The following is a 19,640-nucleotide window of genomic DNA, read 5'->3' as shown; positions in this document are numbered from 1 at the left end:
TCGGCCGGGGGTGGGGCTTCCGCCCTATCCCCGCCGCAGATGCATCTTGCCCAGGCCGCCCAGCGCGTCGAACAGCTGGCGGAACTGGGTGAGGAACTGGTCCCACGTCACCTTCGTGGTCGGCTCGATGGCGGCATGCAGGGCGCCCAGGCTGGTCCTGCCGTCGACCCTGGACAGGATCGGGCCGGCCAGCCGGGGCAGGGGAAGCGCCACCACGCTGCCCATCAGGTCGAATTCCAGGCTGCCGCCGGGGGGAACCGCCTGCGCCACGGTCTTGCCGTCAATGTCACGCAGGACCGGAACGACGTCGGGACCGTCCGGCATGATGCGGGCGGCCTCCAGATCGGCCGGGCGCAGCAGATAGGCGATGTGCTTGGTGAAGGCGCCGGTGATGCGCTCCGTCCAGGCGGCGCGCTCCAGCATGCCGAGCCCCGCCAGTTGCTTCAGGATGCGGGCGTCCTTGATCCACAGCGACGGCTCGTAGCGCAGCGGGTCGATCAGCGTCGCGATGGCGAGCCCGGCGCTCTCCGCCAGCTCCGCCAACTGCGGCACGCTGTAGGGGCGGTCGCAGCTGTGCAGCAGCAGGTCGTACAGGTTGGCGTCGGCCAGCCGATGGTCGCTGATATGCGGGTTGTTCAGCAGCCAGTTGGTCGGCGGCAGAGCCTGGATCAGCCGGCGGGCCAGCGCCACCTTCTCCGCCGGCGGCAGTCCCTCGGTCATGCCGCGCAGCGCCTCCTGCATCGGGTAGACGCCGGTGCGGCCGTAAGGAGCGTAGACCATGATGCCGATACCGCCGCCGGGCGCCAGCGCGCCGGCCAGCGAGCGCAGGCCGGCCGACGGATCGTCCAGATGGTGCAGCACGCCGCAGCAGTCGATGTAGTCGAACGGCCCGGCTTCCGACACGAGTCCGTCCAGTTCCAGCAGCGATCCCCGGCGGAAGTCGATGTTGGTCAGGCCGCGCGCCTTGGCCCGCGCCTCGGCAACGGCGCGGCTGGCGTCGGACAGGTCGATGTAGGCGATGCGGCCGGGATTGCCGGCGTCGGCCATCTGCTGCGCCAGCATGATGGTGCCGTCCCCCGTGCCGCCGCCGGCCACCAGCACCCGCAACGGCTTGCCATGGTCGATCCGGCCGCCGAAGACATGCTGCACCAACTCGTCCAGGTGGCTGGGCGAGCCGGTGATCAGGCGCCTGGACTCGTCAGCCGGATTGCGCGCCGGATAGGGATAGGCTTCGTACTGGGCGCGCAGGTCGTCGATGCTCATGGGAACCGCTCAACGGGGAAAATGGGCGCGGCGACCATAGCACCGCGCCCGCCCGCATCGCACCTGCCGGATGGTACCCATCCTCCTGTCGGGGTTCAGCCGGCCAGGGGAACGCATATCTCCGTCAGCCACTCGGCCGGCGGCAAGGCCCGCGGGTTGTTGAGATATTCCTCGTAGCAGGGAGCATCTCCCGGTGTGTGGCCGCTGTTGGGCAGCCATTCCCCATAAATCCAGCGATAGACCGCGCCCAGTTCGGCATAGGGGCCCTGGTGCCGGACCACGGCATGACGGCCGCGGGGGATGTCGGCAATGCGCATAATCCCGTCCTTCACCATGTCCCGGTCCAGCATCAGCCCGGCGAAGGAGCGCAACTCCTCCGGTTTCACCGAGTCTGGATCGTCGTAATAGATGGCGAAGCTGCGGTTGCCCTGGCCGGTCAGCCCTTGCTTGGACGCCCAGGCGAAGAGCCGGTCGAAGCTGGTGCCGATGGTCATGTAGGGGCCGCTGTGCGGCAGCCCGACGATGCGATAGGCGGGAAGATCGCGGATTTCGACCTCGTGCATGCTGTCCTCCGTTCGATGAGTGGTCGGGACTGGAGGATTGAGCCGCCCGCGCTTGCGGTAGGCGGCCGGCGTCACGCCGTAGCTTTGCCCGAAGGCGCGGGTGAAGGCCTCGACGCTGCCATAGCCCGCCCGCCGGGCGATGGCCGGCATGGCGATGCTGTCGCGCACCAGATCGCCCGCCGCCCGGTGCAGGCGCAGCCGGCGCAGGGTCTCCGCCGCCGTCTCTCCGGTGATCGCCCGATAGACGCGGTGGAAATGGTAGGGCGAGAAGCAGGCGACCTCCGCCAGCCGGTCGAGGTCGAGTGGATCGTCGAGATGGGCGGCGATGAAAGCCACCACCCGTTCGATCCGGTCGCCGTAATCGAACCGCGTGCCGGGCTTGGCCGCAACGGCGGAACAAGGCACGGGCCAAGCTGCCGATGAGCCGGCGGGGATGCTGCCGTGGGTCCTGTCGTTGGTCATGGGGGTGACATCCTCCAGTCCCGCCGATGCTAGCCGGCAGCCGCTTGATCGCGCTTGCGGAGTTAGGCGGAAGGCCACCCCGCCGCCGGCCGCACCTCGCCCACCCGCGTGCCGGCGCGGTTCAGCAGCGGGGGGGTCAGCAGTTGCGGCACGCGCGCCCATTGCGCCTCGGTCAGCGCCTGGGTCGTCCGGATCAGGGCGGCCAGCGCCACCTCGCGGGCGCGGGGGGCGCCATCCTCGATCTTCAGCGCGATGCCGATGCCCTGCTCCGGGATCACGGCGCAGCCGACGCCTTCGGCCCCGCCCTTGACCAGCACGGCGCCGCCGGCCGCCTCCATCAGCGCGGTGTCGAAGGTGCCGGTGCCGCCGATCAGGAAGGGGTGCTTGCCCCAGGCGGCGGCGATGCGGGTGACGGCCTCGGCCCGCGCGTCGGGCAGGTCGACCGGATCGGCGATGCGGGCCATGGCATAGGCGATGGCGCCCAGCGGGATGCCGATGGTGGGGATGGAACAGCCGTCCACGCCCCAGGGCGCGCCGAACAGATCCTGGCCGGTCATCTGCTCCATCACGCCCAGGATGCGCTGCTGCACCGGGTGTTCGTAGCGGACATAGCCCTTCAGCCGCTCGCCCCTGTGCTTTGCCGTGGTCAGGAAGCCGCTGTGCTTGCCGGAACAGTTGTTGTGGAAGGCGGTCGGCGTCTCGCCGCGGCGGACCAGTTCCTCGGCGGTGGCCGGATCATAGGGGATCTGCGCGCCGCATTCGTAATCGTCGAGCGTCAGCCCGACCCGCCCGGCCCAGGATCGTGCCAGTTCCGTATGCCGCGCCTCGCCATTGTGGGAGGAGCAGGCGAGCGCCAGCTCCTCGTCCCCCAGCCCGAAGGCGTCGAGCGCGCCGCTTTCCACCAGTGGTATCGCCTGGAGCGACTTGATGGCGGAGCGTGGATAGACCGGCGCGTTGATGTCGCCCCAGCGCGCCAGCACATGGCCGCCGGCATCGACGATGCAGGCGCGGGCGCGGTGGACCGACTCCACCAGACTGCCGCGCGTCACCTCGACGTTGATCGGGCTTTCCGCCGGGCCGGACAGGTCGGCATGCCCCTCCGCAGTCGGATGATGCGCATGGCCGTGGTGGTGATCGCCACCGCAGCAGGTCGAATGGTCGTCAGTATGGTTCGGGCTCATGCGGGCAAGCTTGCCTCGGGCGGGCGGCGGCGGCAAGCTCCCGCCCGGTCCTATCCTTACCTGGAACAGCGGGTTCTTCATGCGTGGCTATTTCGGAATTGGGGTGGAGCGGATCAGCAAGCCGGGGAATGTCGGCAACCTGATGCGCACCGCCCATGCCTTCGGCGCCTCCTTCTTCTTCGCCATCGATCCGGAACCGGACTTGCGCGAGACGAAGCTGGTCGACACCTCGGGCGCCACGCTGCACCTGCCGCTCTACATCCACGAGCGGGTGGCCGACTTCACCTTGCCCAGGGACTGCATGCTGGTCGGGGTGGAGCTGACCGACGACGCGGTGGAATTGCCCAGCTTCCGCCACCCGTCGCGTGCCGCCTATGTGCTGGGGCCGGAGCGCGACAGCCTGTCGCCCGCCCTGCTGGCGCGCTGCGACCATGTGGTGAAGATCCCGATGTCCTTCTGCATCAATGTCGGCGTCGCCGGGGCGCTGGTGATGTACGACCGCATGATCTCGCTCGGCCGCTTCGCCGAGCGTCCGGTGCGTCCCGGCGGCCCGCTGGAAGGGCCGGCGCAGCACAAGCATGGCAAGCAGATCATGCGCAAGGAGGACCGCCGCCGCCGCATCCGCGGCGAGCAGAAGCCGGTCGAGGGCGGCAGCGACGAGTAAGGACGAGGATGCCTCAGAGCGGCAGCGGATCGTCCCCGGCGACGGCGCAAATGCGCTGGACCACCGCGGGCTTGGGCGTCGCTATCTCGCCCTGCTCGAAAGCCACCACCTGAAGCCTGCCGTGCACCGCCTCCAGCAACTCACCCCGGCGCAGAAGGAAGTCGGGGGAGGAGGGGCGGCCGAACCGGGCGTTGCCGTCGGCGAAGGTCTCGTAGATCAGCATGCCGCCGGGCTCCAGCGCTGCCAGGATGGCAGGGAAAAGCGGGCGGTACAGGTAGTTGGTGACGACGATCCCGGCGAAATGGCCATCAACCGGCAGGGAGTTGGGGGAAATACCCGAGTTGCTGCTCTCCAGGTCGGCCTGGATCAGGGTGACGCCGGCCTTGTCCTCCAGGTCGGCAACGCCGCCGAGGTCACGGTCCAGCCCCACCACCGGGTGGCCGCGCCGCCGGAACAGCCGCAGATGCCGCCCGCCGCCGCAGGCGAGGTCGAGGACCCGGCCGCCCGCTTGCACCAGCGGGGCGAATCGCTCCACCCAGGGAGACGGCGGCGAGAGCGGGTGCGGTGTCGGCATGGCTGGATTTTCCTTGTCCAAACTTTTCTCCGAGGGCCGCCGGAACGATATCACAGGAGGTACCGGCGTATGGTCCGTGCGGCGTTTGACGGCGCGGCCCGGCCGTGCTGAATTAGGGCGATTTCCGAGTCGCGCCGCAACCCGGACCGGCGCGTCCGGGCCTGTCCGTCCTGCTGCGGGTTAGTTTGGGGCTTGTGGGGATATGATCCTCTTCGCGTTGAGATGCTCGGCCGACCACCAGTTCGAAGCGTGGTTCCGCAACGGTGCCACCTATGACGAACAGGCGGCGGCGCATCAGATCGCCTGTCCGATCTGCGGCGACACGGTGGTCGGCAAGGCGCCGATGGCCCCGCGCATCGCCAAGGGCGTCGCCAAGGCCGCCGACCGCGCCCGCGAACAGGCCGAAGCCGTGGCGGCAAACGTCCCGGCGCTGCCGGCGGCTCCCGCCAGCGCCGTGCCTACTACCTTGCCAGTGCCGATCCCGGCACCCGCCCCGCTGCCGAACGCCGTCGACGTCGTCGCTGCCCTGCCGCCCAGCCTGAACGACGCCCAGCGCGAGGCGGTTGCGGAGGTGATGCGGCAGCTGACCGAGGTGCGGCGCAGTGTGGAGAAGAACTGCGACTATGTCGGCGACCGCTTCGCCGAGGAGGCGCGGCGCATCCATTACGGCGAGACCGATCCGCGCGGCATCTATGGCGAGGCATCGGACGAGGAAGTCGCCGAACTCAACGAGGAGGGTGTGACATTTCACCGCATCCCCTGGATTCCGCGCACCGACTCCTAAGGGCGGGGCGGCCGCGTATGGGGCGGCGGAGCCACTGATTCCTACCGAAACCATCTGAAAAGCTGACTGTTTGAAAGGCGCGCCCGGCAACGGGGGCGCCTTTCCTGTATCCCGCTACAGCCTTGCCCAGGCTTGCTTTTCGGGGGCCTTCCCCCGCGCCGGCGCCCGCCCCATCGACCAAGGTAGGGGGTGCTTCCAACAATGATCTGTATCAAACAATTGGGCAGGTCAAGGGCGTACGAATTACGGGGAGAAACCCGGACGCGACCGCCCGGACGGCAAATGCCCGCTGGTCCGGAAGACCCGCTCTTGCTGGATCGCCGAAAATTGCCGGCACTCGATGAGGGGACGCACATGAGTCAAAGCGCACAAAGGATTGTGAACAATCCAAAGTTCCAGGAACTGGTGGCGAAACGGTCCGCCTTCGCCTGGACTTTGTCGATCGCCATGCTGGTCATTTATTTCGGTTTCATCCTGCTGGTGGCGTTCGGGAAGTCGTTCCTGGGCACGCCGATCGGTTCCGGCGTCACGACCTGGGGCATTCCCATCGGCGTCTTCACCATCGTGTCCGCCTTCATCCTGACCGGCATCTACGTGCATCGGGCGAACGGCGAGTTCGACGAGCTGAACCGCCAGATTCTGGAGGAGTCGAAGTGATGCGCGCCAACACCCGTCTTGCCGCTTCGGTCGCCGCTGCGGCGGCAGCCGCCGGCGCGCTGGTTCCGACCACGGTCCTGGCCGACGCCATCGGCGGCGCCGTGCAGAAGCAGGCGACCAACTGGTCGGCCATCCTGATGTTCCTGGCCTTCGTGCTGTTCACGTTGGGCATCACCTACTGGGCGGCCCGCCGCACCAAGTCGGCCAAGGACTTCTACGCCGCCGGCGGCGGCATCACCGGCTTCCAGAACGGCCTCGCCATCGCCGGCGACTACATGTCGGCCGCGTCCTTCCTGGGCATCGCCGGCCTGGTCTACGCCTCGGGCTTCGACGGCCTGATCTATTCGGTGGGCTGGCTGGTCGGCTGGCCGATCGTGCTGTTCCTGGTCGCCGAGCGGCTGCGCAACCTCGGCAAATACACCTTCGCCGACGTCGCCTCCTACCGCTTCCAGCAGACGCCGATCCGTTCGCTGTCGGCCTGCGGCTCGCTGGCGACCGTCACCTTCTACCTGATCGCCCAGATGGTCGGCGCCGGCAAGCTGATCCAGCTGCTGTTCGGTCTCGACTACATGGTCGCCGTCATCATCGTCGGCGTGCTGATGATCGGCTACGTGACCTTCGGCGGCATGCTGGCGACCACCTGGGTGCAGATCATCAAGGCGGTGATGCTGCTGTCCGGCGCCTCCTTCATGGCCTTCATGATCCTGGCCAAGTTCGGTTTCAGCCCCGAGGCGATGTTCAAGGCCGCCGTCGAGGCGCACCCGAAGGGACTGGCGATCATGTCGCCGGGTGCCTTGGTCACCGATCCGGTCTCGGCGATCTCGCTCGGCATGGCGCTGATGTTCGGCACCGCCGGCCTACCGCACATCCTGATGCGCTTCTTCACCGTCGCCGACGCCAAGGAAGCCCGCAAGTCGGTCTTCTACGCCACCGGCTTCATCGGCTATTTCTACATCCTGACCTTCATCATCGGCTTCGGCGCCATCCTGATGATCCTGGCCCCCGACGCCACCGGCGCCTATCCCTTCCTGACGGCGGCCCCGGCGGCCGGCGCCAAGGCGGTGATCGCCAACGTCATCGGCGGCACCAACATGGCGGCCATCCACACCGCCCATGCGGTCGGCGGCGACCTGTTCTACGGCTTCATCTCGGCGGTCGCCTTCGCCACCATCCTGGCGGTGGTCGCGGGTCTGACGCTGGCCGGCGCCTCGGCGGTCTCCCATGACCTCTACGCCTCGGTCTTCGCCAAGGGCCGCGCCAACGAGGCCGACGAAATCCGCGTGTCGAAGATCACCACCGTCGTCATCGGCATCCTGTCGATCGTCCTGGGCATCGCCTTCGAGAACCAGAACGTCGCCTTCATGGTCGGTCTGGCCTTCGTCATCGCCGCCTCGGCCAACTTCCCGATCCTGCTGATGTCGATGTTCTGGGGCAAGATGACCACCCGTGGTGCGGTTCTGGGCGGCGGCCTGGGCCTGATCTCGGCGATCGTCCTGCTGGTTCTGGGACCGACCGTGTGGAAGGCCGTGCTGGGCAACCCGGCCGCCATCTTCCCGTACGACAACCCGGGCCTCTTCTCGATCACCCTGTCCTTCGTCGGCATCTGGTTCTTCTCGATCACCGACAACAGCGCGCAGGCCCAGAAGGAGCGCAAGGACTTCGAAGCCCAGTACATCCGGTCCCAGACCGGCCTGGGTGCCGAGGGTGCCTCCGCCCACTAAGCGCCCTGCCGAACCGGGTAAGCGGGCGGAGCAAGAAGAAGAACAGAAGGGATCGCGTCTCGCACCGCATCCCTTCCCCCCCTTCGGGGAAGGCTCAAGCCCGTGCGGTGACCGAACCACGCCGCCAAATGTCGCACCCGCTTCCGGCGTCAGGCCCGGCGGGTGTATCCTGAAAAGCGCCTCCGGATCCGGTCCGGAGGCGCTTTTTTATGCCTGTCAGTCCTGATGCCCCGCCCTCCCGTGACGGAGCCTGCCCGTGCAGCATGCGATGCCGACCGCCTCCCCGGACTTCGATTTCGGCCAGCCTCCCTTCGACCTGCTGACGGACGTCCAGCGGGCGGCGCTGGCCGGAGCGCTCGACATCGCGCTCTACCCGCGTGACGCCGTCCTGCTGTCGCGGGAGGAGCCGACCGACGCCCTGTTCGTCGTTCTGCGCGGCACCGTGCAGGAACGCCGCGGCAGCGAGGTGGCGGCGGTCCACGGCCCAGGCGACCGCTTCGGCCTCCAGGCACTGTATGGCGCAGCTGGCAACACAGGGGGAACCATTGCCCGACGCTTCGTCGCAGCGGAAGACTGCGCCTGCCACCTGATCCCACGTGCCGCACTCGAAGCGCTGGCGGTGGAGAACCCGCAATTCGGCGCCGCCATCATCGGCGATTTCGCCCAGCGCATGCGCGATCTCGCGGCCTTGCGTTCCAATCGCGAGATGGCGGCGCTGACCATGGCGCGCATCCGCCAAGCCTATCTGCACCCGCCGCTGTTCGTCGATGCCACTGCCAGCCTGCGCGACGCGGCGGAAGCAATGCGGCAGAACCGCGCCAGCAGCGTGCTGGTGCGCGGGGAGGATGGAGCGGTCGGCATCTTGACCGGCACCGACCTGCGCGACCTCGTGGTGCTGGACGGCCGGCCGGTGAGCGAGCCAGTGGGGCCGCTCGCCCGCTACGGCCTGCTGACGCTGGACCGCGACGACCTGCTGTTCAACGCGCTGGTGCTGATGACCAAGCATGCGGTGCGCCGGGTGGTGGTGACGGAGAACGGCGCCATCGTCGGGCTGTTGGGGCAAAGCGACCTGCTGGCGGTTCTGTCCAACCACTCCCAGGTCATCGGCCTGCAGGTGGAGCATGCTACCGACCCCGCCGACCTGCGCCGGGCCAGCCGCTCCGTCGTCGAGCTGATCCGTACCCTGCATGCCACCGGGGTGAAGGTCTCCTTCATCGCCGATCTGGTGACGGAGCTGAACCGCCGCATCTTCCGCAAGTTGTTCGAACTGCTGGCTCCGCCGGAGTTGCTGGCCAACAGCTGCCTGATCGTCATGGGAAGCGAGGGGCGCGGCGAACAGCTGCTGAAGACCGACCAGGACAACGGCCTGATCCTGCGTGACGGCTTCGACTGCCCCGATCTGCCTGGGATCGTCGCCGACTTCACCCGCCATCTGGTGGAGTTCGGCTATCCGCCCTGTCCCGGCAACATCATGGTGTCGAACCCGGACTGGACCCGGCCGCTCGCCGGCTACAAGGACTCGCTGTTCAACTGGATCCACCGCCCGGACGAGGCGGCGCAGATGAACCTCGCCATCTTCTACGACGCCGCCCCGGTGGCTGGCGACGCCACGCTGCTGGCCGAGGCGAAGGACTATCTGTTGGGCCGGTTGCAGGACAACCAGATGTTCTTCACCCAGTTCGCCCGCCCGGCCCTGTCCTTCGACACGCCGAGCGGCCTGTTCGCCGCCCTGTTCGAGCGGCGCCGGGCGGAGGCGGTAGACATCAAGAAGGCCGGCATCTTCCCCATCGTCCATGGCGTGCGGGCGCTGGCGCTGGAAAAGCGCCGGGCGGAGACCAACACGGTGGAGCGCATCCAGGTGCTGGCCGAATTGGGGGCGCTGGACCGCAAGATGGCCGCCGATCTGGTGGAGGCCTTCACCATCCTGTCGACCATCCGCCTGAATGCGCGTGTCGATCTGCCCGACGAAAACGACGGGGCGGAGGAGGGGACGGAACTGGCGATCGACAACCTCGTCCACCCCGACCGGCTGGGCAAGCTCGACCGCGACCAGTTCAAGGACTGCCTGTCCCTGGTGAAGAGCTTCAAGGAGCTTATCGCCCATCATTTCCGCCTGAACCATTGAGGCGGCGATGGTGCACTCCGATCACATCGACCGCCGGGAAAGCGTGGCGATCCATTGCGAGGCGACCAGCTTCGACCCCGAGTCGGCAAGGCCGTTGACAGTCGCTGCCATCCGCATCCGCGGATCCCGCATCCTGACCGGCAGCGCCCTGCTGCTCCATCCCGGCAGCGACACCGGAATGGCGGAGGCCGGCGACCTGCTGCACGCCTTTATCGGCGGCCGGCCGCTGGTAGGCTATTACCTGGATTTCTCCCTCGCCATGGCGGAGCGCCTGACCGGCCGCCCGCTCCCGGAGGAGCGGACGGAGGTCTCCAGCCTCTATTACGACCGCAAGATCCGCAGCCTGTCCAAACAGGCGATCGATCTGCGGCTGGACAGTCTGGTGCGCGACCTCGACCTGCCGGTCCGGCCCGACGGCGCGTTCGGCATCGCCCTGACCGCCGCCATGGCGTGGCTGCGGCTGATGCAGGAGGGGCGCTGAGGGAGGGTCAGAAACCGATCCGCTCCACCCCGACGCTGCGGTCGTGGGTCAGCGACGGCACCATGCCGCGGGCTTCCGCCACGCGGTCGAGGTCGAGGTCGGCGATGACGAAGCCGACGTCTGTGGCGGCATCGGCCAGCACCTCGCCCCACGGCGCGATCAGCAGGGAATGGCCGTAGGTCTGGCGGCCCTGGTCGTGGCTGCCGGTCTGGGCCGGGGCGACGACGAAGCAGCCGGTCTCGATGGCTCGGGCGCGCAGCAGCGTGTGCCAATGGGCGCGGCCGGTCGGCACGGTGAAGGCGGCCGGCACCGTCAGGATCGACGCCCCCGCCTGTGCCAGTGCCCGGTAGAGATAGGCGAAGCGCACGTCGTAACAGACGGTCATGCCGATGCCGCCCCAGGGACTGGCCGCCACCACCGCTCGCTCGCCCGGCCGGAAGGTCGCCGACTCGCGGTAGGATTCGCCGTCCTTCAGCGTGACGTCGAACATGTGGATCTTGTCGTAGGAGGCGACGACCCGCCCGCCGGCGTCGAACAGGTAGCTGCGGTTGGCGGCGCGTCCGTCCTCCAGCAGCACATGGAGGGTGCCGCCCAGGATCCAGGCCCCGGTCTCCCGCGCCAGATCGGCGAAGAAGGGGATGCCGGGATGCTCCGCCTCGCTGCGGATGCGCTGCATGGTCTTGTCGCGCCCCTGGACGATCCAGCCGACATTCTCCGGCAGTGCGATGAAGTCCGCACCGGCATCGCGGGCGAGGCGGACGAGGTCGCCCGCCGCCCGCAGGTTCGGCTCAAGCTCCGTGCCTGCATTCACCTGGATGCAGGCGGCCTTCAGAACGCCGGTGCCGGCCATCGAAGAATTGCTCGGCCCCTCGCTCATGCGGCGATGCCGAGCAGCGGGTCGAGCTTGCCGGCGCGGTCCAGCGCGTGGATGTCGTCGCTGCCGCCATAGGGCCTCCCGTCGATGAAGATCTGCGGGACGGTGGTCCGGCCTTCCGACCGCTCGATCATCTCGCTGCGGCGGCCCGGCTGGACGTAGAGATCGATTTCCTCGTATTTCACCCCCTTGCCGTCGAGCAGGCTCTTGGCCCGCATGCAGTAGGGACAGAAAGGCGTGGTGTAGATGACAACGTCGGCCATGCCACTGGGCTCCTTTTGGACGTGGGGAAACTATAGGATCAACCCACGAGGCGTGCCAGACGTTGCAGCCTGCGCGAGACGCCGGTCAGCATCGACGGGCGTAGCCCTTTTCAGGCGTCAGCGCTGAACCACACGCGCCAGCGTCAGCACGTCGACCCGGGCGGCCCCGGCGCGCAGCAGGACCCGAGCGCATTCCGCCAGCGTCGCTCCTGTGGTCATCACGTCGTCGATCAGCACCAGCCGCTGTCCGGTCACCTGTTTCCTCACCGACTGTCCTGGCCGCAGGCGGAAGGCGCCCTTGACGTTGCGGTGGCGGCCCTGGCGGTCCAGCCCGCCCTGGGTCGGGGTGGAGCGCTGGCGTTGCAGCAGGTCGGGGGTGACGGGAACGCCGCTGTGCCGCGACAGCGCCTGTGCCAGCAGGGCCGCCTGGTTGTAGCGGCGGTGGAAGAGGCGGGCGCGGTGCAGCGGCACCGGCAGCAGCCGGTCGGCGTCCTCCAGAAGCTCCCGGCCGGCCCGCGCCAGCCAGACGCCATAGGATTTTGCGGCATGGATGCGGTCGCCATGCTTGAACCCCAGCACCAGCGGCCGGCTGCCATCGTCATAGGCCAGGACGGCGCGGGCGCGGGCGAAAGGCGGCGGGGCGGCCAGACAGGCGCCGCACAACGCGCCCTCCTGCGCCTCATATTCGAAGGGCAGGCCGCAGCAGGCGCACAGCGGCGGGGCAATGAAGGTCAGCTTGACCCAGCAGGCCGCGCACAGGCCGCCCTGCCGGTCCACCGCCTCGCCGCAGCTGAGGCAGCGCGGCGGCAGCAGCGCGTCCAGCAGCAGGGCCGCCGCGCCGGCGGCGATACGGCCCAATCCAGCGAGAGGGCCGGCGAGACGCGCTGGTGCCTGCATCGTCCGTCCCGTCACTGCAGCATGGCGATGCGTTCGAAGATCACGGCCGTATAGTCGCGCAACGCCAGATAGATCGCCGGGCCGGTTACGAACAGGACCAGCAGCGTTGCGAAAAACTTCATATCCTGCTGCAACGAGGATTCGTTGATGTTGGTGGCGCTCTGGAACAGCATCAGTCCGGCCGACAGCAGGGCGGTGACGCCCAGCGTCGGCAGCGAGATTTTCAGGATGACCATCAGCGCTTCGTGGCTGACTGCGATGGCTTCGTCGATGCCCATTCCGGAGCTGTCCCGATGGAAAGTGGTGGCGCGGACAATGTAGCTGGGCTGCGAGTGTAGCACGGTTGTCGCGCCGCCGGGCTGGGGTATAGTGCGGCCATGACAAGCCCCGACAGCATGACCGTCTTCGACCGCGCGCTCGTCCGCCGCCGCCGCGACCGCGCCGTCGCCGAATTCACCGACCACGCCTTCCTGTTCGAGGAGATCGCCGACCGCCTCGCCGACCGGTTGGAGGATGTGATCCGTCCCTTCCCGCTGGCGCTGGACGTCGGCTGCCACGACGGGGCGATGGGCCGTATCCTGAACGGCCGCAAGGGGATCGAACGGCTGGTCGCCTGCGACCTGTCGCCGGATTTCGCCCGCGCAGCCGCCGGTCCTGGGAATTCCACCGTTGCCGCCGATGAGGAGTTCCTGCCCTTCGCTTCCGGCAGCTTCGATCTTGTGGTCAGCAATCTCAGCCTGCATTGGGTCAACGACCTGCCGGGTGCCCTGGTGCAGATCCGGCAGGCATTGAAGCCCGACGGCTTCTTCTGTGCCTCCATGCTGGGCGGCCAGACGCTGGCCGAACTGCGCCGCTGCCTGTACGAGGCGGAGATGGAGGTGGCGGGCGGCGTCTCTCCCCGCGTGTCGCCGTTTGCCGAGATCAAGGATGCCGGCGGGTTGCTGCAACGGGCCGGCTTCGCCCTGCCGGTGGTCGACAGCGATGTCATCACCGTCACCTATTCCGACGCCTTCGCCCTGATGCGCGAGCTGCGCGGCATGGGCGAGACCAACGCCGTGCTGGCCCGTCGCAAGGTTCCGGCAACCCGCGCCCTGCTGTTCGATGCGGCCCGGCGCTATGCCGAACTCTATGCCGAGCCGGACGGGCGGATTCCGGTGACCTTCGAGGTGCTCTATCTCGCCGGCTGGTCGCCGCACGAGAGCCAGCAGCAGCCCCTGAAGCCCGGCAGCGGGCAGGTCCCGTTGGGCGACGCCCTCAAGGGCGGCTGCGGCATTCACTGAATGCTGGTGGGAAACAGGCTGGGAGGCTGGTTTACGCAACCAGCTTCCAGGCCATCCAGCCCAGCACCCCGGCGTTCACCAGCATGATCGCCGGGGCGATGCGGGCGACCGCGGTGCGCCAGGTGCGGCCGGCGATGTGGCCGGCCAGCCCGACCACTAGAAGGCTCGGCACCGTGCCGAGCGCGAAGGCCGCCATGCCGAGCGCGCCGGTCAACGCACTGCCGCTGGCCGCCGCCACGGCGATGGCGCCATAGAGCATTCCGCAGGGAATGAAGCCCAGCGCCACTCCCAGCCCATAGCCGCGCCAACCCGTCGGATTGCCGAACAGCGGCCGGGCGAGGCCGGACACCCGATCCGCCCACCAGCGCCGCACCCCGTCGCCGCCGAGCGGCGGCGCCTTCGGCAGCCAGGACAGGATGCCGCGCGCGGCATAGCCGAGGAAGAACAGCGCCGCCAGCGCCAGCAGCGCCACCGACAGCCAGCGCAGGCCGGGCAGTGCGCCGACATGGCCGGCGACCGAGGCCGACAGCGCGCCGATCAGCGCATAGGTCGTCGCCCGGCCGGCATGATAGGGCAGCACGGCGGCCCCGGTCAGGCGCCGGAACTCCGACATCGCCGACAGCGGCACCCGCTCCAGCCGCGCCGACACCTGGGCCAGCACGAAGGGACCGCACATGCCGGTGCAATGGGTGGTGCCGCCGACCAGCCCGGCGGTCAGCAGCGCCAGCAACAGCCCGCCGTCGCGGTCGATGACCACGGCGCACTGGTTCAGTCCGGCATCCAGCAGCGACAGGGCGTCCAAGGCAGGGCCTCTCCGTTCGGGAACTGGCGGCGATCTTAGGAGGGAGGGGAGGACGGCCCAATGACGTGGGTCAATGGCGACGGCGAGCTTTGGAACGTGTGGGGGAAAGCGACCATGGGGATTTCGGCGCCGGTCGCTTAACCCCACGCCCTCACGCCAGCAGGCGGGCAATGGGCGGGCGGCTGGGATGGAGGACGACGCCATCGTCGGCCGGTTCGACCTTCGCATCCGGATAGGCGGCCAGCGCATATTGCAGGGCCTGGACGAAGCGCGGCTTGAAATGCTTCATCTGGTCGTAGCCGGCGCCGAACTGCGCATAGAGCGACGGCCAGGAGATCGGCTGCGGCCGGCTCAGCGAATGCAGCCGGTAGGCCAGCCAGACATAGAGGTCGAGGCTGAGCGAGCGGTCCTTCAACTGCCGCACCGCCTCCTCCAGCAGCGGCACCGGATGGTCGCGCAGGGCCTGGAAGAAGGTCTCGTCCAGTTGGACCACGTCGTTCCACAGCGTGCCCTGGCGGTCGTCGCCGAGAGCGTCGTGGAAGATCAGGCCGCGTTTGACGATGCCGCCTTTCTCGAAGGCGTCGGCATCCTCGCCGTCCCAGAAGAATTTCAGCGAGCAGGCGGAGATGCGCAACGACTGTTCGCGAAAGCCGCGGAAGGTCTCTCCGCCGACGCTGATGCCCATGCGGGTCAGCCAGTCGCGCATGGAGCGGCCAAGCTCGACCTCGCGGCGGCCGGTGCGCACCGCCTGGGTCTGCAGATAGATCAGGATCATCCGCGCCCGCGCGCCATAGGGAACGCCGAACAGCTTCATCTTGCCGTTCACCTTCAGGCGGCCCGGTTCGACCAGCAGCGTCACCTGATGGCCGCGCTTTTCCCAGGGCACGTCGTCGGCCAGCTTCTTGTGCGGCAGGCTGGTCAGGCAGAAGCCGCTGTAGGTGATGCCGAGATGCTGGTTCTCGTCCGCCAGGATGTCGGCGGCGATGTCCACCAGCGTCCGCTCCTCCGGCCGGACCAGGGCGCGCGCCTTGTCCCGGCCATGTTCGATCACCAGCCTGTGTATGTCGCCCATGGCGCCCTCACCCAGATGTTGTGGCATCCTGGTGAGCCGTGGGCGGTGGAGTCAATGTGGGGTTAGGCGACCGTGCTAGTCGGTGGTTAGTTGTTAGACTTATTAGTTGAGTCGCCGCTTGTCCCCATGGGGAAACCCCGAGTCGCGCCGCTTTTCCCCACGACTCCGCCGCTTTCCCCCACGGTCGCCGGGGTGGATAAGGGTGGCCGGTCGCTTTTCCCCACGGGCTGCGCGGGGCGACTCGTGCTGGTTGCGGAGAGACTCGGAAGGGACTCGGGGTGGCTTGAGAGGGGGGATTGGCGGTCGCTTAACCCCACGGGTGTCGACGCCCATCCCCCTCCTTCCTCAATGGCTCATCAGCACCGGAACCGTCATGTGCTGCAGGATGAAGCGGGTCATGCCGCCCAGCACCAGTTCGCGGAACCGGGAACGGCCGTAGGCTCCCATCACCAGCAGGTCGCAGCTTTCGTCGGCGGCCATGTTCAGCAGCGTGTCGCCGGGCTCCACCACGTCGGTGGCGACATGGGTGGCCTCGACGCGGCAGCCATGGCGCGACAGGTGGCGGGCGATGTCGGCGCAGGGCTCGTCACCCAGGCCGTTGAGGCCGGGCTTAGGATTGGCGGCCATCACCACGACGCGCTTGGCGGTGGTCAGCAGGGGCAGGGCGTCGCCGACAGCGCGCGCCGCCTCGCGGCTGCCGTTCCAGCCGACCAGCACCCGCTCGCCGATGGTGGAGAAGCGGCCGGCATAGGGCACGACCAGAAGCGGCCGGCCGCATTCGAACAGAAGATCGGCCGGCTGGGCGACCGGCTGGTCGCGGTCGCGGTCCGGATCGGGCTGGCCCACCACCACCAGATCGGCATAACGGCCGCGCACGGCGGTGGTGATGGTCGGATCGCCCTCCTGGGCCAGCCACTCGGACCGGTCGGTCAGGCCGTGATGGCGCATGACGTCGTCGAAGGCCGCCCGCATCCGGTCCGTCTGGTCATTGCGGCTCTGGCGGCGGCTATCGCGCAATTCCTGCGGGATTTCGGCTTCGATGTAGCCGGGGAAGACCGTGTCGGTGAAGGCATAGAGCGCGGTCAGGTGCGCATCGCACCGTGCCGCGAGCCGTGCCGCAAGGTCGAGACGCGCTGCTGACGCGGGCGTATCGTCGACGACGACGAGGAAATCCTTGAGAGGCATGGCGTGGTTCCTGCCCAAAATGATGATCGTTGCCCCTCGTTGGGGGAATCGGGGATTTACGATCAGGGCGGCGCCGGGGGCTGGCCGGGCGACATCCTCAGCTTCGTTGGCCCCACTTGTATTGGCAGTATAAATCCGCGCCGGTTTGCCGATGTCTTTCCATTGCTGGGCACAGCCATGCCTCAGCCGCGTTCCTGCACCGCACAAGACAGATCCCAGGCCAAACTTTCGATCGCAAACACAATCACAGGCCGCAGATGCGCCGACACAAGACGAAGACATTTCCTCCACTCGCGCGATGAGGAACGGAAAACCTGGATTGTGCGTTTGGCGATGGTGCAACCCGCGCTTGAATGAATACTATGATATGCCCATGGATATGCAGCCGTGTTTCCGTTGAACCGGCTGTAGAAACGTTCAAGCTCTGTTGCACTATGGCCGCTTTGGTTTTGACGGGCGGGTGACACTTCGCGTAAGTGTTGGGTATCGATTTCCTGATGAGTACCCCGCTCTATCCTCGCCATGAGTCCTGATCCCCGAATCACCGCGCTGGCCGACGCTTTATCGGGTGCCACATCCGGCGCGCCGGGGCTTGACGCCCTGCGTCAGATTCTCGACGCCATGACGGTGAAGGTGGCGTTGATGGACCCGCAGCGGCGGCACATCTACGCCAATCGTGCCTATCTGGAGATGATGGGGACGACGCTGGAGAAGGCGCTCGGCACCACCATCGGCGTGCATCTGGGGCCTGAGCTGCAGCGCAGCACCATGGTCCAGGCCGAACGCGCGCTGGCGGGCGAGACATTGCACACGGAAGGGTGGATCACCCAGGCCAACGGCCAGCAGCGCTATGTGATGCGGCTGCATGCGCCGTACCGGCTGGAAGACGGCAGCATCGCCGGCTATTTCGTCGTCGTTCAGGACATGACCGAACGCCGGCAGGTGCAGGACGACCTGTTCCGCCTCGCCTACTACGACCCGGTGACCGGGCTGGCCAACCGCCTGATGCTGCTGAAGCATATGGCGGATTACCGCAACATGGGCGAGCCCTTCACCCTTGTCATCCTGGACATCGACCGTTTCGCGGAAATCCGCAGCAGCATGGGCCAGGGTTTCGCCAACGAGGTGTTGGACGGTCTGGCCCAGCGGATGGCGGTGCAGGCCGCTGCCTTCGACCTGATCGCCCGTGTCAGCGACCATGCCTTCGCCATGCTGGCCGGCGGGGCCTGCGACCGGCCGGCGCTGGAAAGCGCCATCGAGGAACTTGCGGCGGTGGTGCGCTCCGCCCGCTCCAGCTCCGGCGGCACGGTTTTCCTCTCCGCCAGCATCGGCGTCGCCGTTGCGGCTCCGACCCACGAGCGCCCCGACGACGTGCTGCGCGATGCCGAGATCGCCACCGCCCGCGCCCGCGAGCAGGGCGGCGGCCGGCAGGCTTGGTTCGACCCGGCAATGCACTCCCATGTGGTCGAGCAGGTGCGGCTGGAGCACGACCTGCGCAGCGCGCTCGACAGCGGCAGCGACCTGTGGGTGGCCTACCAGCCGATCGTGGAGATGGTGACCGGCGGGCTGGCGGGGTTCGAGGCGCTGATGCGCTGGAACCACCCCGAGCGCGGCAACATCCCTCCCGGCATCTTCATTCCGATCGCCGAGAGCACTGGTCTGGTGGTGTCGCTCGGCACCTGGGTGCTGCGGCAGGCCTGTTTGCAGATCGCTGAATGGCAGGACCGGCGAGAACCGGGCTCCGCCCCGTTGTTCATGAGCGTCAATCTGTCCACCCACCAGCTGTCCGACCCCAACTTTGTCCAGGTCGTGCGCGATGTGCTGCGCGAAACCGGGGTGGAGCCGTCCTGGATCAAGCTGGAGCTGACGGAAAGCGCGGTGATGGACAAGGCGGAACAGTCGATCCGCCTGCTGCGCGACCTGCGGGCGCTGGGCATCAAGCTGTCGATCGACGATTTCGGCACCGGCTATTCGTCGCTGTCGTACCTGCACAAGCTGCCGATCGACAGCCTGAAGGTCGACCGGTCCTTCGTCTCGGCCATGCACCAGTCGGAGGAAAACCGCGCCATCGTCCGCATCATCATGGATCTGGCGCGCCTGCTCGGTTTCGACGTCATCGCCGAGGGCATCGAGACCAGCGCCGACGCCAACCTGCTGCGCGCGCTGGCCTGCGACTACGGCCAGGGCTACCACTTCGCCCGTCCGCTGCCGGCGGCCGACGCGGGCAAGCTGGTCGGTGGGGAATTGCCGTGGCAGATGCCGCGGTGAGGGTGGCGGTTTAACGCCACCTTCCCAAACACGGTTCCACCAAACTCACTTCCCTCGCACGAACTTCGGCGTCCCGGCCGCGCTGGGCAGCAGGCGGATGGCGTAGGGGCTGGTGCGGTTCAGCGCCACCGCCTGGGCCGGGCCGGGCACCATCTCGCGATAGCCGACGATCAGGTCGGCGCCCTTCTGCTGCACGCTGTCGATGGCGACGCCATAACCGGCGGTATCGCGCGGTCCCAGGAACACCGCAACCGCCATCCGCCCGCCGGGCAGCGAGGACGGAGCCGGCTCGCCGACCCGTGCCCACAATGCGTTCCATTCACCGGGGTCGCGGGCGACGACATAGGCGCGCTCGGCGGCGCTGCTGTGATCGCCCTGCCAGACGGTGCCGGCCTCCGCCTGGGCCGGCAGCAGGTTGCCGTCGGTGCCGCCACCGGACTGGCAGGAGGCCAAAAGCAGCGCGGGAGCGAACAGCAGCGGGATCAGACGTGAGATCGGACGGGGACGGGACGGCGGCTTCATGG

20 protein-coding genes are annotated in these 19,640 nt (G+C 68.0%); 8 read left to right on the top strand and 12 right to left on the bottom strand.

Features of this window, described 5'->3' with window-relative positions; translation table 11 throughout:
• Positions 1-24 precede the first annotated feature (24 nt).
• The 3 genes from E6C72_RS03855 to E6C72_RS03845 all read right to left on the bottom strand — a co-directional run bounded on the left by E6C72_RS03855 (position 25) and on the right by E6C72_RS03845 (position 3,469).
• The gene (locus tag E6C72_RS03855; protein ID WP_109443494.1) at positions 25-1,263 is read right to left on the bottom strand and encodes a bifunctional 2-polyprenyl-6-hydroxyphenol methylase/3-demethylubiquinol 3-O-methyltransferase UbiG; all 1,239 of its coding nucleotides are present in this window, start codon (positions 1,261-1,263) and stop codon (positions 25-27) included.
• Positions 1,264-1,358: 95 nt separating this feature from the next.
• Complete coding sequence (locus tag E6C72_RS03850) at positions 1,359-2,288, bottom strand: GyrI-like domain-containing protein (protein WP_109443493.1); 930 nt, start codon at positions 2,286-2,288, stop codon at positions 1,359-1,361.
• A gap of 62 nt (positions 2,289-2,350) precedes the next feature.
• Positions 2,351-3,469 carry an asparaginase gene (locus tag E6C72_RS03845; protein ID WP_109443509.1) on the bottom strand — a complete coding sequence of 373 codons (1,119 nt, stop codon included), beginning with the start codon at positions 3,467-3,469 and terminating at the stop codon, positions 2,351-2,353.
• A 79-nt stretch (positions 3,470-3,548) separates the two neighbouring features.
• Here E6C72_RS03845 and E6C72_RS03840 point away from each other — a divergent pair, with 79 nt between their 5' ends.
• On the top strand, positions 3,549-4,133 hold the full coding sequence (locus E6C72_RS03840; protein WP_109443492.1) for an RNA methyltransferase: 585 nt from the start codon (positions 3,549-3,551) through the stop codon (positions 4,131-4,133).
• 13 nt (positions 4,134-4,146) lie between these two features.
• Here E6C72_RS03840 and E6C72_RS03835 read toward each other — a convergent pair whose 3' ends face one another.
• Positions 4,147-4,707, bottom strand: a complete 561-nt coding sequence (locus tag E6C72_RS03835; protein WP_109443491.1) for a bifunctional 2-polyprenyl-6-hydroxyphenol methylase/3-demethylubiquinol 3-O-methyltransferase UbiG — start codon at positions 4,705-4,707, stop codon at positions 4,147-4,149.
• 202 nt (positions 4,708-4,909) lie between these two features.
• On the opposite strand from E6C72_RS03835, the gene E6C72_RS03830 reads away from it, so the two are divergent.
• From E6C72_RS03830 to E6C72_RS03810, 5 genes are all read left to right on the top strand, one after another.
• Complete coding sequence (locus tag E6C72_RS03830) at positions 4,910-5,491, top strand: DUF1178 family protein (protein WP_109443490.1); 582 nt, start codon at positions 4,910-4,912, stop codon at positions 5,489-5,491.
• A 354-nt stretch (positions 5,492-5,845) separates the two neighbouring features.
• On the top strand, positions 5,846-6,148 hold the full coding sequence (locus E6C72_RS03825; RefSeq protein ID WP_098738812.1) for a DUF485 domain-containing protein: 303 nt from the start codon (positions 5,846-5,848) through the stop codon (positions 6,146-6,148).
• On the top strand, positions 6,148-7,869 hold the full coding sequence (locus tag E6C72_RS03820; RefSeq protein ID WP_109443489.1) for a cation acetate symporter: 1,722 nt from the start codon (positions 6,148-6,150) through the stop codon (positions 7,867-7,869). Before E6C72_RS03825 ends, E6C72_RS03820 begins: the two co-directional genes overlap by 1 nt.
• 256 nt (positions 7,870-8,125) lie before the next feature.
• The gene (locus tag E6C72_RS03815) at positions 8,126-9,994 is read left to right on the top strand and encodes a DUF294 nucleotidyltransferase-like domain-containing protein (protein ID WP_109443488.1); all 1,869 of its coding nucleotides are present in this window, start codon (positions 8,126-8,128) and stop codon (positions 9,992-9,994) included.
• Between the two features lie 7 nt (positions 9,995-10,001).
• Entirely contained in the window at positions 10,002-10,475 is a 474-nt protein-coding gene (locus tag E6C72_RS03810; protein WP_109443487.1) for a DNA polymerase III, read from the top strand.
• A gap of 7 nt (positions 10,476-10,482) precedes the next feature.
• Here E6C72_RS03810 and E6C72_RS03805 read toward each other — a convergent pair whose 3' ends face one another.
• The 4 genes from E6C72_RS03805 to E6C72_RS03790 form a co-directional block, all read right to left on the bottom strand.
• Positions 10,483-11,352: a carbon-nitrogen hydrolase family protein gene (locus E6C72_RS03805; protein ID WP_247875995.1), complete on the bottom strand. Its 870-nt coding sequence runs from the start codon at positions 11,350-11,352 to the stop codon at positions 10,483-10,485.
• On the bottom strand, positions 11,349-11,612 hold the full coding sequence (grxC, locus tag E6C72_RS03800) for a glutaredoxin 3 (protein WP_109443485.1): 264 nt from the start codon (positions 11,610-11,612) through the stop codon (positions 11,349-11,351). Before grxC ends, E6C72_RS03805 begins: the two co-directional genes overlap by 4 nt.
• Positions 11,613-11,729: 117 nt before the next feature.
• Positions 11,730-12,509, bottom strand: a complete 780-nt coding sequence (locus E6C72_RS03795; protein WP_109443484.1) for a ComF family protein — start codon at positions 12,507-12,509, stop codon at positions 11,730-11,732.
• Positions 12,510-12,520: 11 nt separating this feature from the next.
• Positions 12,521-12,787, bottom strand: coding sequence for a flagellar biosynthetic protein FliQ (locus E6C72_RS03790; RefSeq protein ID WP_109443483.1), 267 nt, complete (start codon positions 12,785-12,787; stop codon positions 12,521-12,523).
• Positions 12,788-12,886: 99 nt separating this feature from the next.
• Here E6C72_RS03790 and E6C72_RS03785 point away from each other — a divergent pair, with 99 nt between their 5' ends.
• The gene (locus E6C72_RS03785; RefSeq protein WP_109443482.1) at positions 12,887-13,789 is read left to right on the top strand and encodes a methyltransferase domain-containing protein; all 903 of its coding nucleotides are present in this window, start codon (positions 12,887-12,889) and stop codon (positions 13,787-13,789) included.
• Between the two features lie 31 nt (positions 13,790-13,820).
• On the opposite strand, the gene E6C72_RS03780 is transcribed toward E6C72_RS03785, so the two are convergent.
• The 3 genes from E6C72_RS03780 to E6C72_RS03770 form a co-directional block, all read right to left on the bottom strand.
• Positions 13,821-14,591 carry a sulfite exporter TauE/SafE family protein gene (locus tag E6C72_RS03780; protein ID WP_109443481.1) on the bottom strand — a complete coding sequence of 257 codons (771 nt, stop codon included), beginning with the start codon at positions 14,589-14,591 and terminating at the stop codon, positions 13,821-13,823.
• Between the two features lie 151 nt (positions 14,592-14,742).
• The gene (locus E6C72_RS03775) at positions 14,743-15,663 is read right to left on the bottom strand and encodes a replication protein RepA (RefSeq protein WP_109443480.1); all 921 of its coding nucleotides are present in this window, start codon (positions 15,661-15,663) and stop codon (positions 14,743-14,745) included.
• Positions 15,664-16,008: 345 nt separating this feature from the next.
• Positions 16,009-16,848, bottom strand: a complete 840-nt coding sequence (locus E6C72_RS03770; protein ID WP_109443479.1) for a universal stress protein — start codon at positions 16,846-16,848, stop codon at positions 16,009-16,011.
• A gap of 522 nt (positions 16,849-17,370) precedes the next feature.
• Between E6C72_RS03770 and E6C72_RS03765 the strand changes: the two genes are divergently transcribed.
• Complete coding sequence (locus E6C72_RS03765; protein WP_109443478.1) at positions 17,371-19,116, top strand: bifunctional diguanylate cyclase/phosphodiesterase; 1,746 nt, start codon at positions 17,371-17,373, stop codon at positions 19,114-19,116.
• A 45-nt stretch (positions 19,117-19,161) separates the two neighbouring features.
• On the opposite strand, the gene E6C72_RS03760 is transcribed toward E6C72_RS03765, so the two are convergent.
• The gene (locus E6C72_RS03760) at positions 19,162-19,638 is read right to left on the bottom strand and encodes a protease complex subunit PrcB family protein (RefSeq protein WP_109443477.1); all 477 of its coding nucleotides are present in this window, start codon (positions 19,636-19,638) and stop codon (positions 19,162-19,164) included.
• Positions 19,639-19,640: the final 2 nt, after the last annotated feature.

It is taken from the genome of Azospirillum sp. TSH100 (genome assembly GCF_004923295.1).
Lineage (GTDB): Bacteria > Pseudomonadota > Alphaproteobacteria > Azospirillales > Azospirillaceae > Azospirillum.
Note: the sequence above shows the minus strand (reverse complement) of the source record. Positions and strands in the feature narration are given on the sequence as shown.

What these genes read in the sequence shown, in the direction of transcription:
- E6C72_RS03820 (WP_109443489.1), top strand. Translation starts at nt 6,148, where the DNA reads ATGCGCGCCAACACCCGTCTTGCCGCTTCGGTCGCCGCTGCGGCGGCA.
- E6C72_RS03830 (WP_109443490.1), top strand. Translation starts at nt 4,910, where the DNA reads ATGATCCTCTTCGCGTTGAGATGCTCGGCCGACCACCAGTTCGAAGCG.
- E6C72_RS03840 (WP_109443492.1), top strand. Translation starts at nt 3,549, where the DNA reads ATGCGTGGCTATTTCGGAATTGGGGTGGAGCGGATCAGCAAGCCGGGG.
- E6C72_RS03765 (WP_109443478.1), top strand. Translation starts at nt 17,371, where the DNA reads ATGAGTCCTGATCCCCGAATCACCGCGCTGGCCGACGCTTTATCGGGT.
- E6C72_RS03850 (WP_109443493.1), bottom strand. Translation starts at nt 2,288, where the DNA reads ATGACCAACGACAGGACCCACGGCAGCATCCCCGCCGGCTCATCGGCA.
- E6C72_RS03760 (WP_109443477.1), bottom strand. Translation starts at nt 19,638, where the DNA reads ATGAAGCCGCCGTCCCGTCCCCGTCCGATCTCACGTCTGATCCCGCTG.
- E6C72_RS03805 (WP_247875995.1), bottom strand. Translation starts at nt 11,352, where the DNA reads ATGAGCGAGGGGCCGAGCAATTCTTCGATGGCCGGCACCGGCGTTCTG.
- E6C72_RS03790 (WP_109443483.1), bottom strand. Translation starts at nt 12,787, where the DNA reads ATGGGCATCGACGAAGCCATCGCAGTCAGCCACGAAGCGCTGATGGTC.
- E6C72_RS03810 (WP_109443487.1), top strand. Translation starts at nt 10,002, where the DNA reads ATGGTGCACTCCGATCACATCGACCGCCGGGAAAGCGTGGCGATCCAT.
- E6C72_RS03825 (WP_098738812.1), top strand. Translation starts at nt 5,846, where the DNA reads ATGAGTCAAAGCGCACAAAGGATTGTGAACAATCCAAAGTTCCAGGAA.
- E6C72_RS03835 (WP_109443491.1), bottom strand. Translation starts at nt 4,707, where the DNA reads ATGCCGACACCGCACCCGCTCTCGCCGCCGTCTCCCTGGGTGGAGCGA.
- E6C72_RS03845 (WP_109443509.1), bottom strand. Translation starts at nt 3,469, where the DNA reads ATGAGCCCGAACCATACTGACGACCATTCGACCTGCTGCGGTGGCGAT.
- E6C72_RS03785 (WP_109443482.1), top strand. Translation starts at nt 12,887, where the DNA reads ATGACAAGCCCCGACAGCATGACCGTCTTCGACCGCGCGCTCGTCCGC.
- E6C72_RS03775 (WP_109443480.1), bottom strand. Translation starts at nt 15,663, where the DNA reads ATGGGCGACATACACAGGCTGGTGATCGAACATGGCCGGGACAAGGCG.
- E6C72_RS03770 (WP_109443479.1), bottom strand. Translation starts at nt 16,848, where the DNA reads ATGCCTCTCAAGGATTTCCTCGTCGTCGTCGACGATACGCCCGCGTCA.
- E6C72_RS03795 (WP_109443484.1), bottom strand. Translation starts at nt 12,509, where the DNA reads ATGCAGGCACCAGCGCGTCTCGCCGGCCCTCTCGCTGGATTGGGCCGT.
- grxC (WP_109443485.1), bottom strand. Translation starts at nt 11,612, where the DNA reads ATGGCCGACGTTGTCATCTACACCACGCCTTTCTGTCCCTACTGCATG.
- E6C72_RS03855 (WP_109443494.1), bottom strand. Translation starts at nt 1,263, where the DNA reads ATGAGCATCGACGACCTGCGCGCCCAGTACGAAGCCTATCCCTATCCG.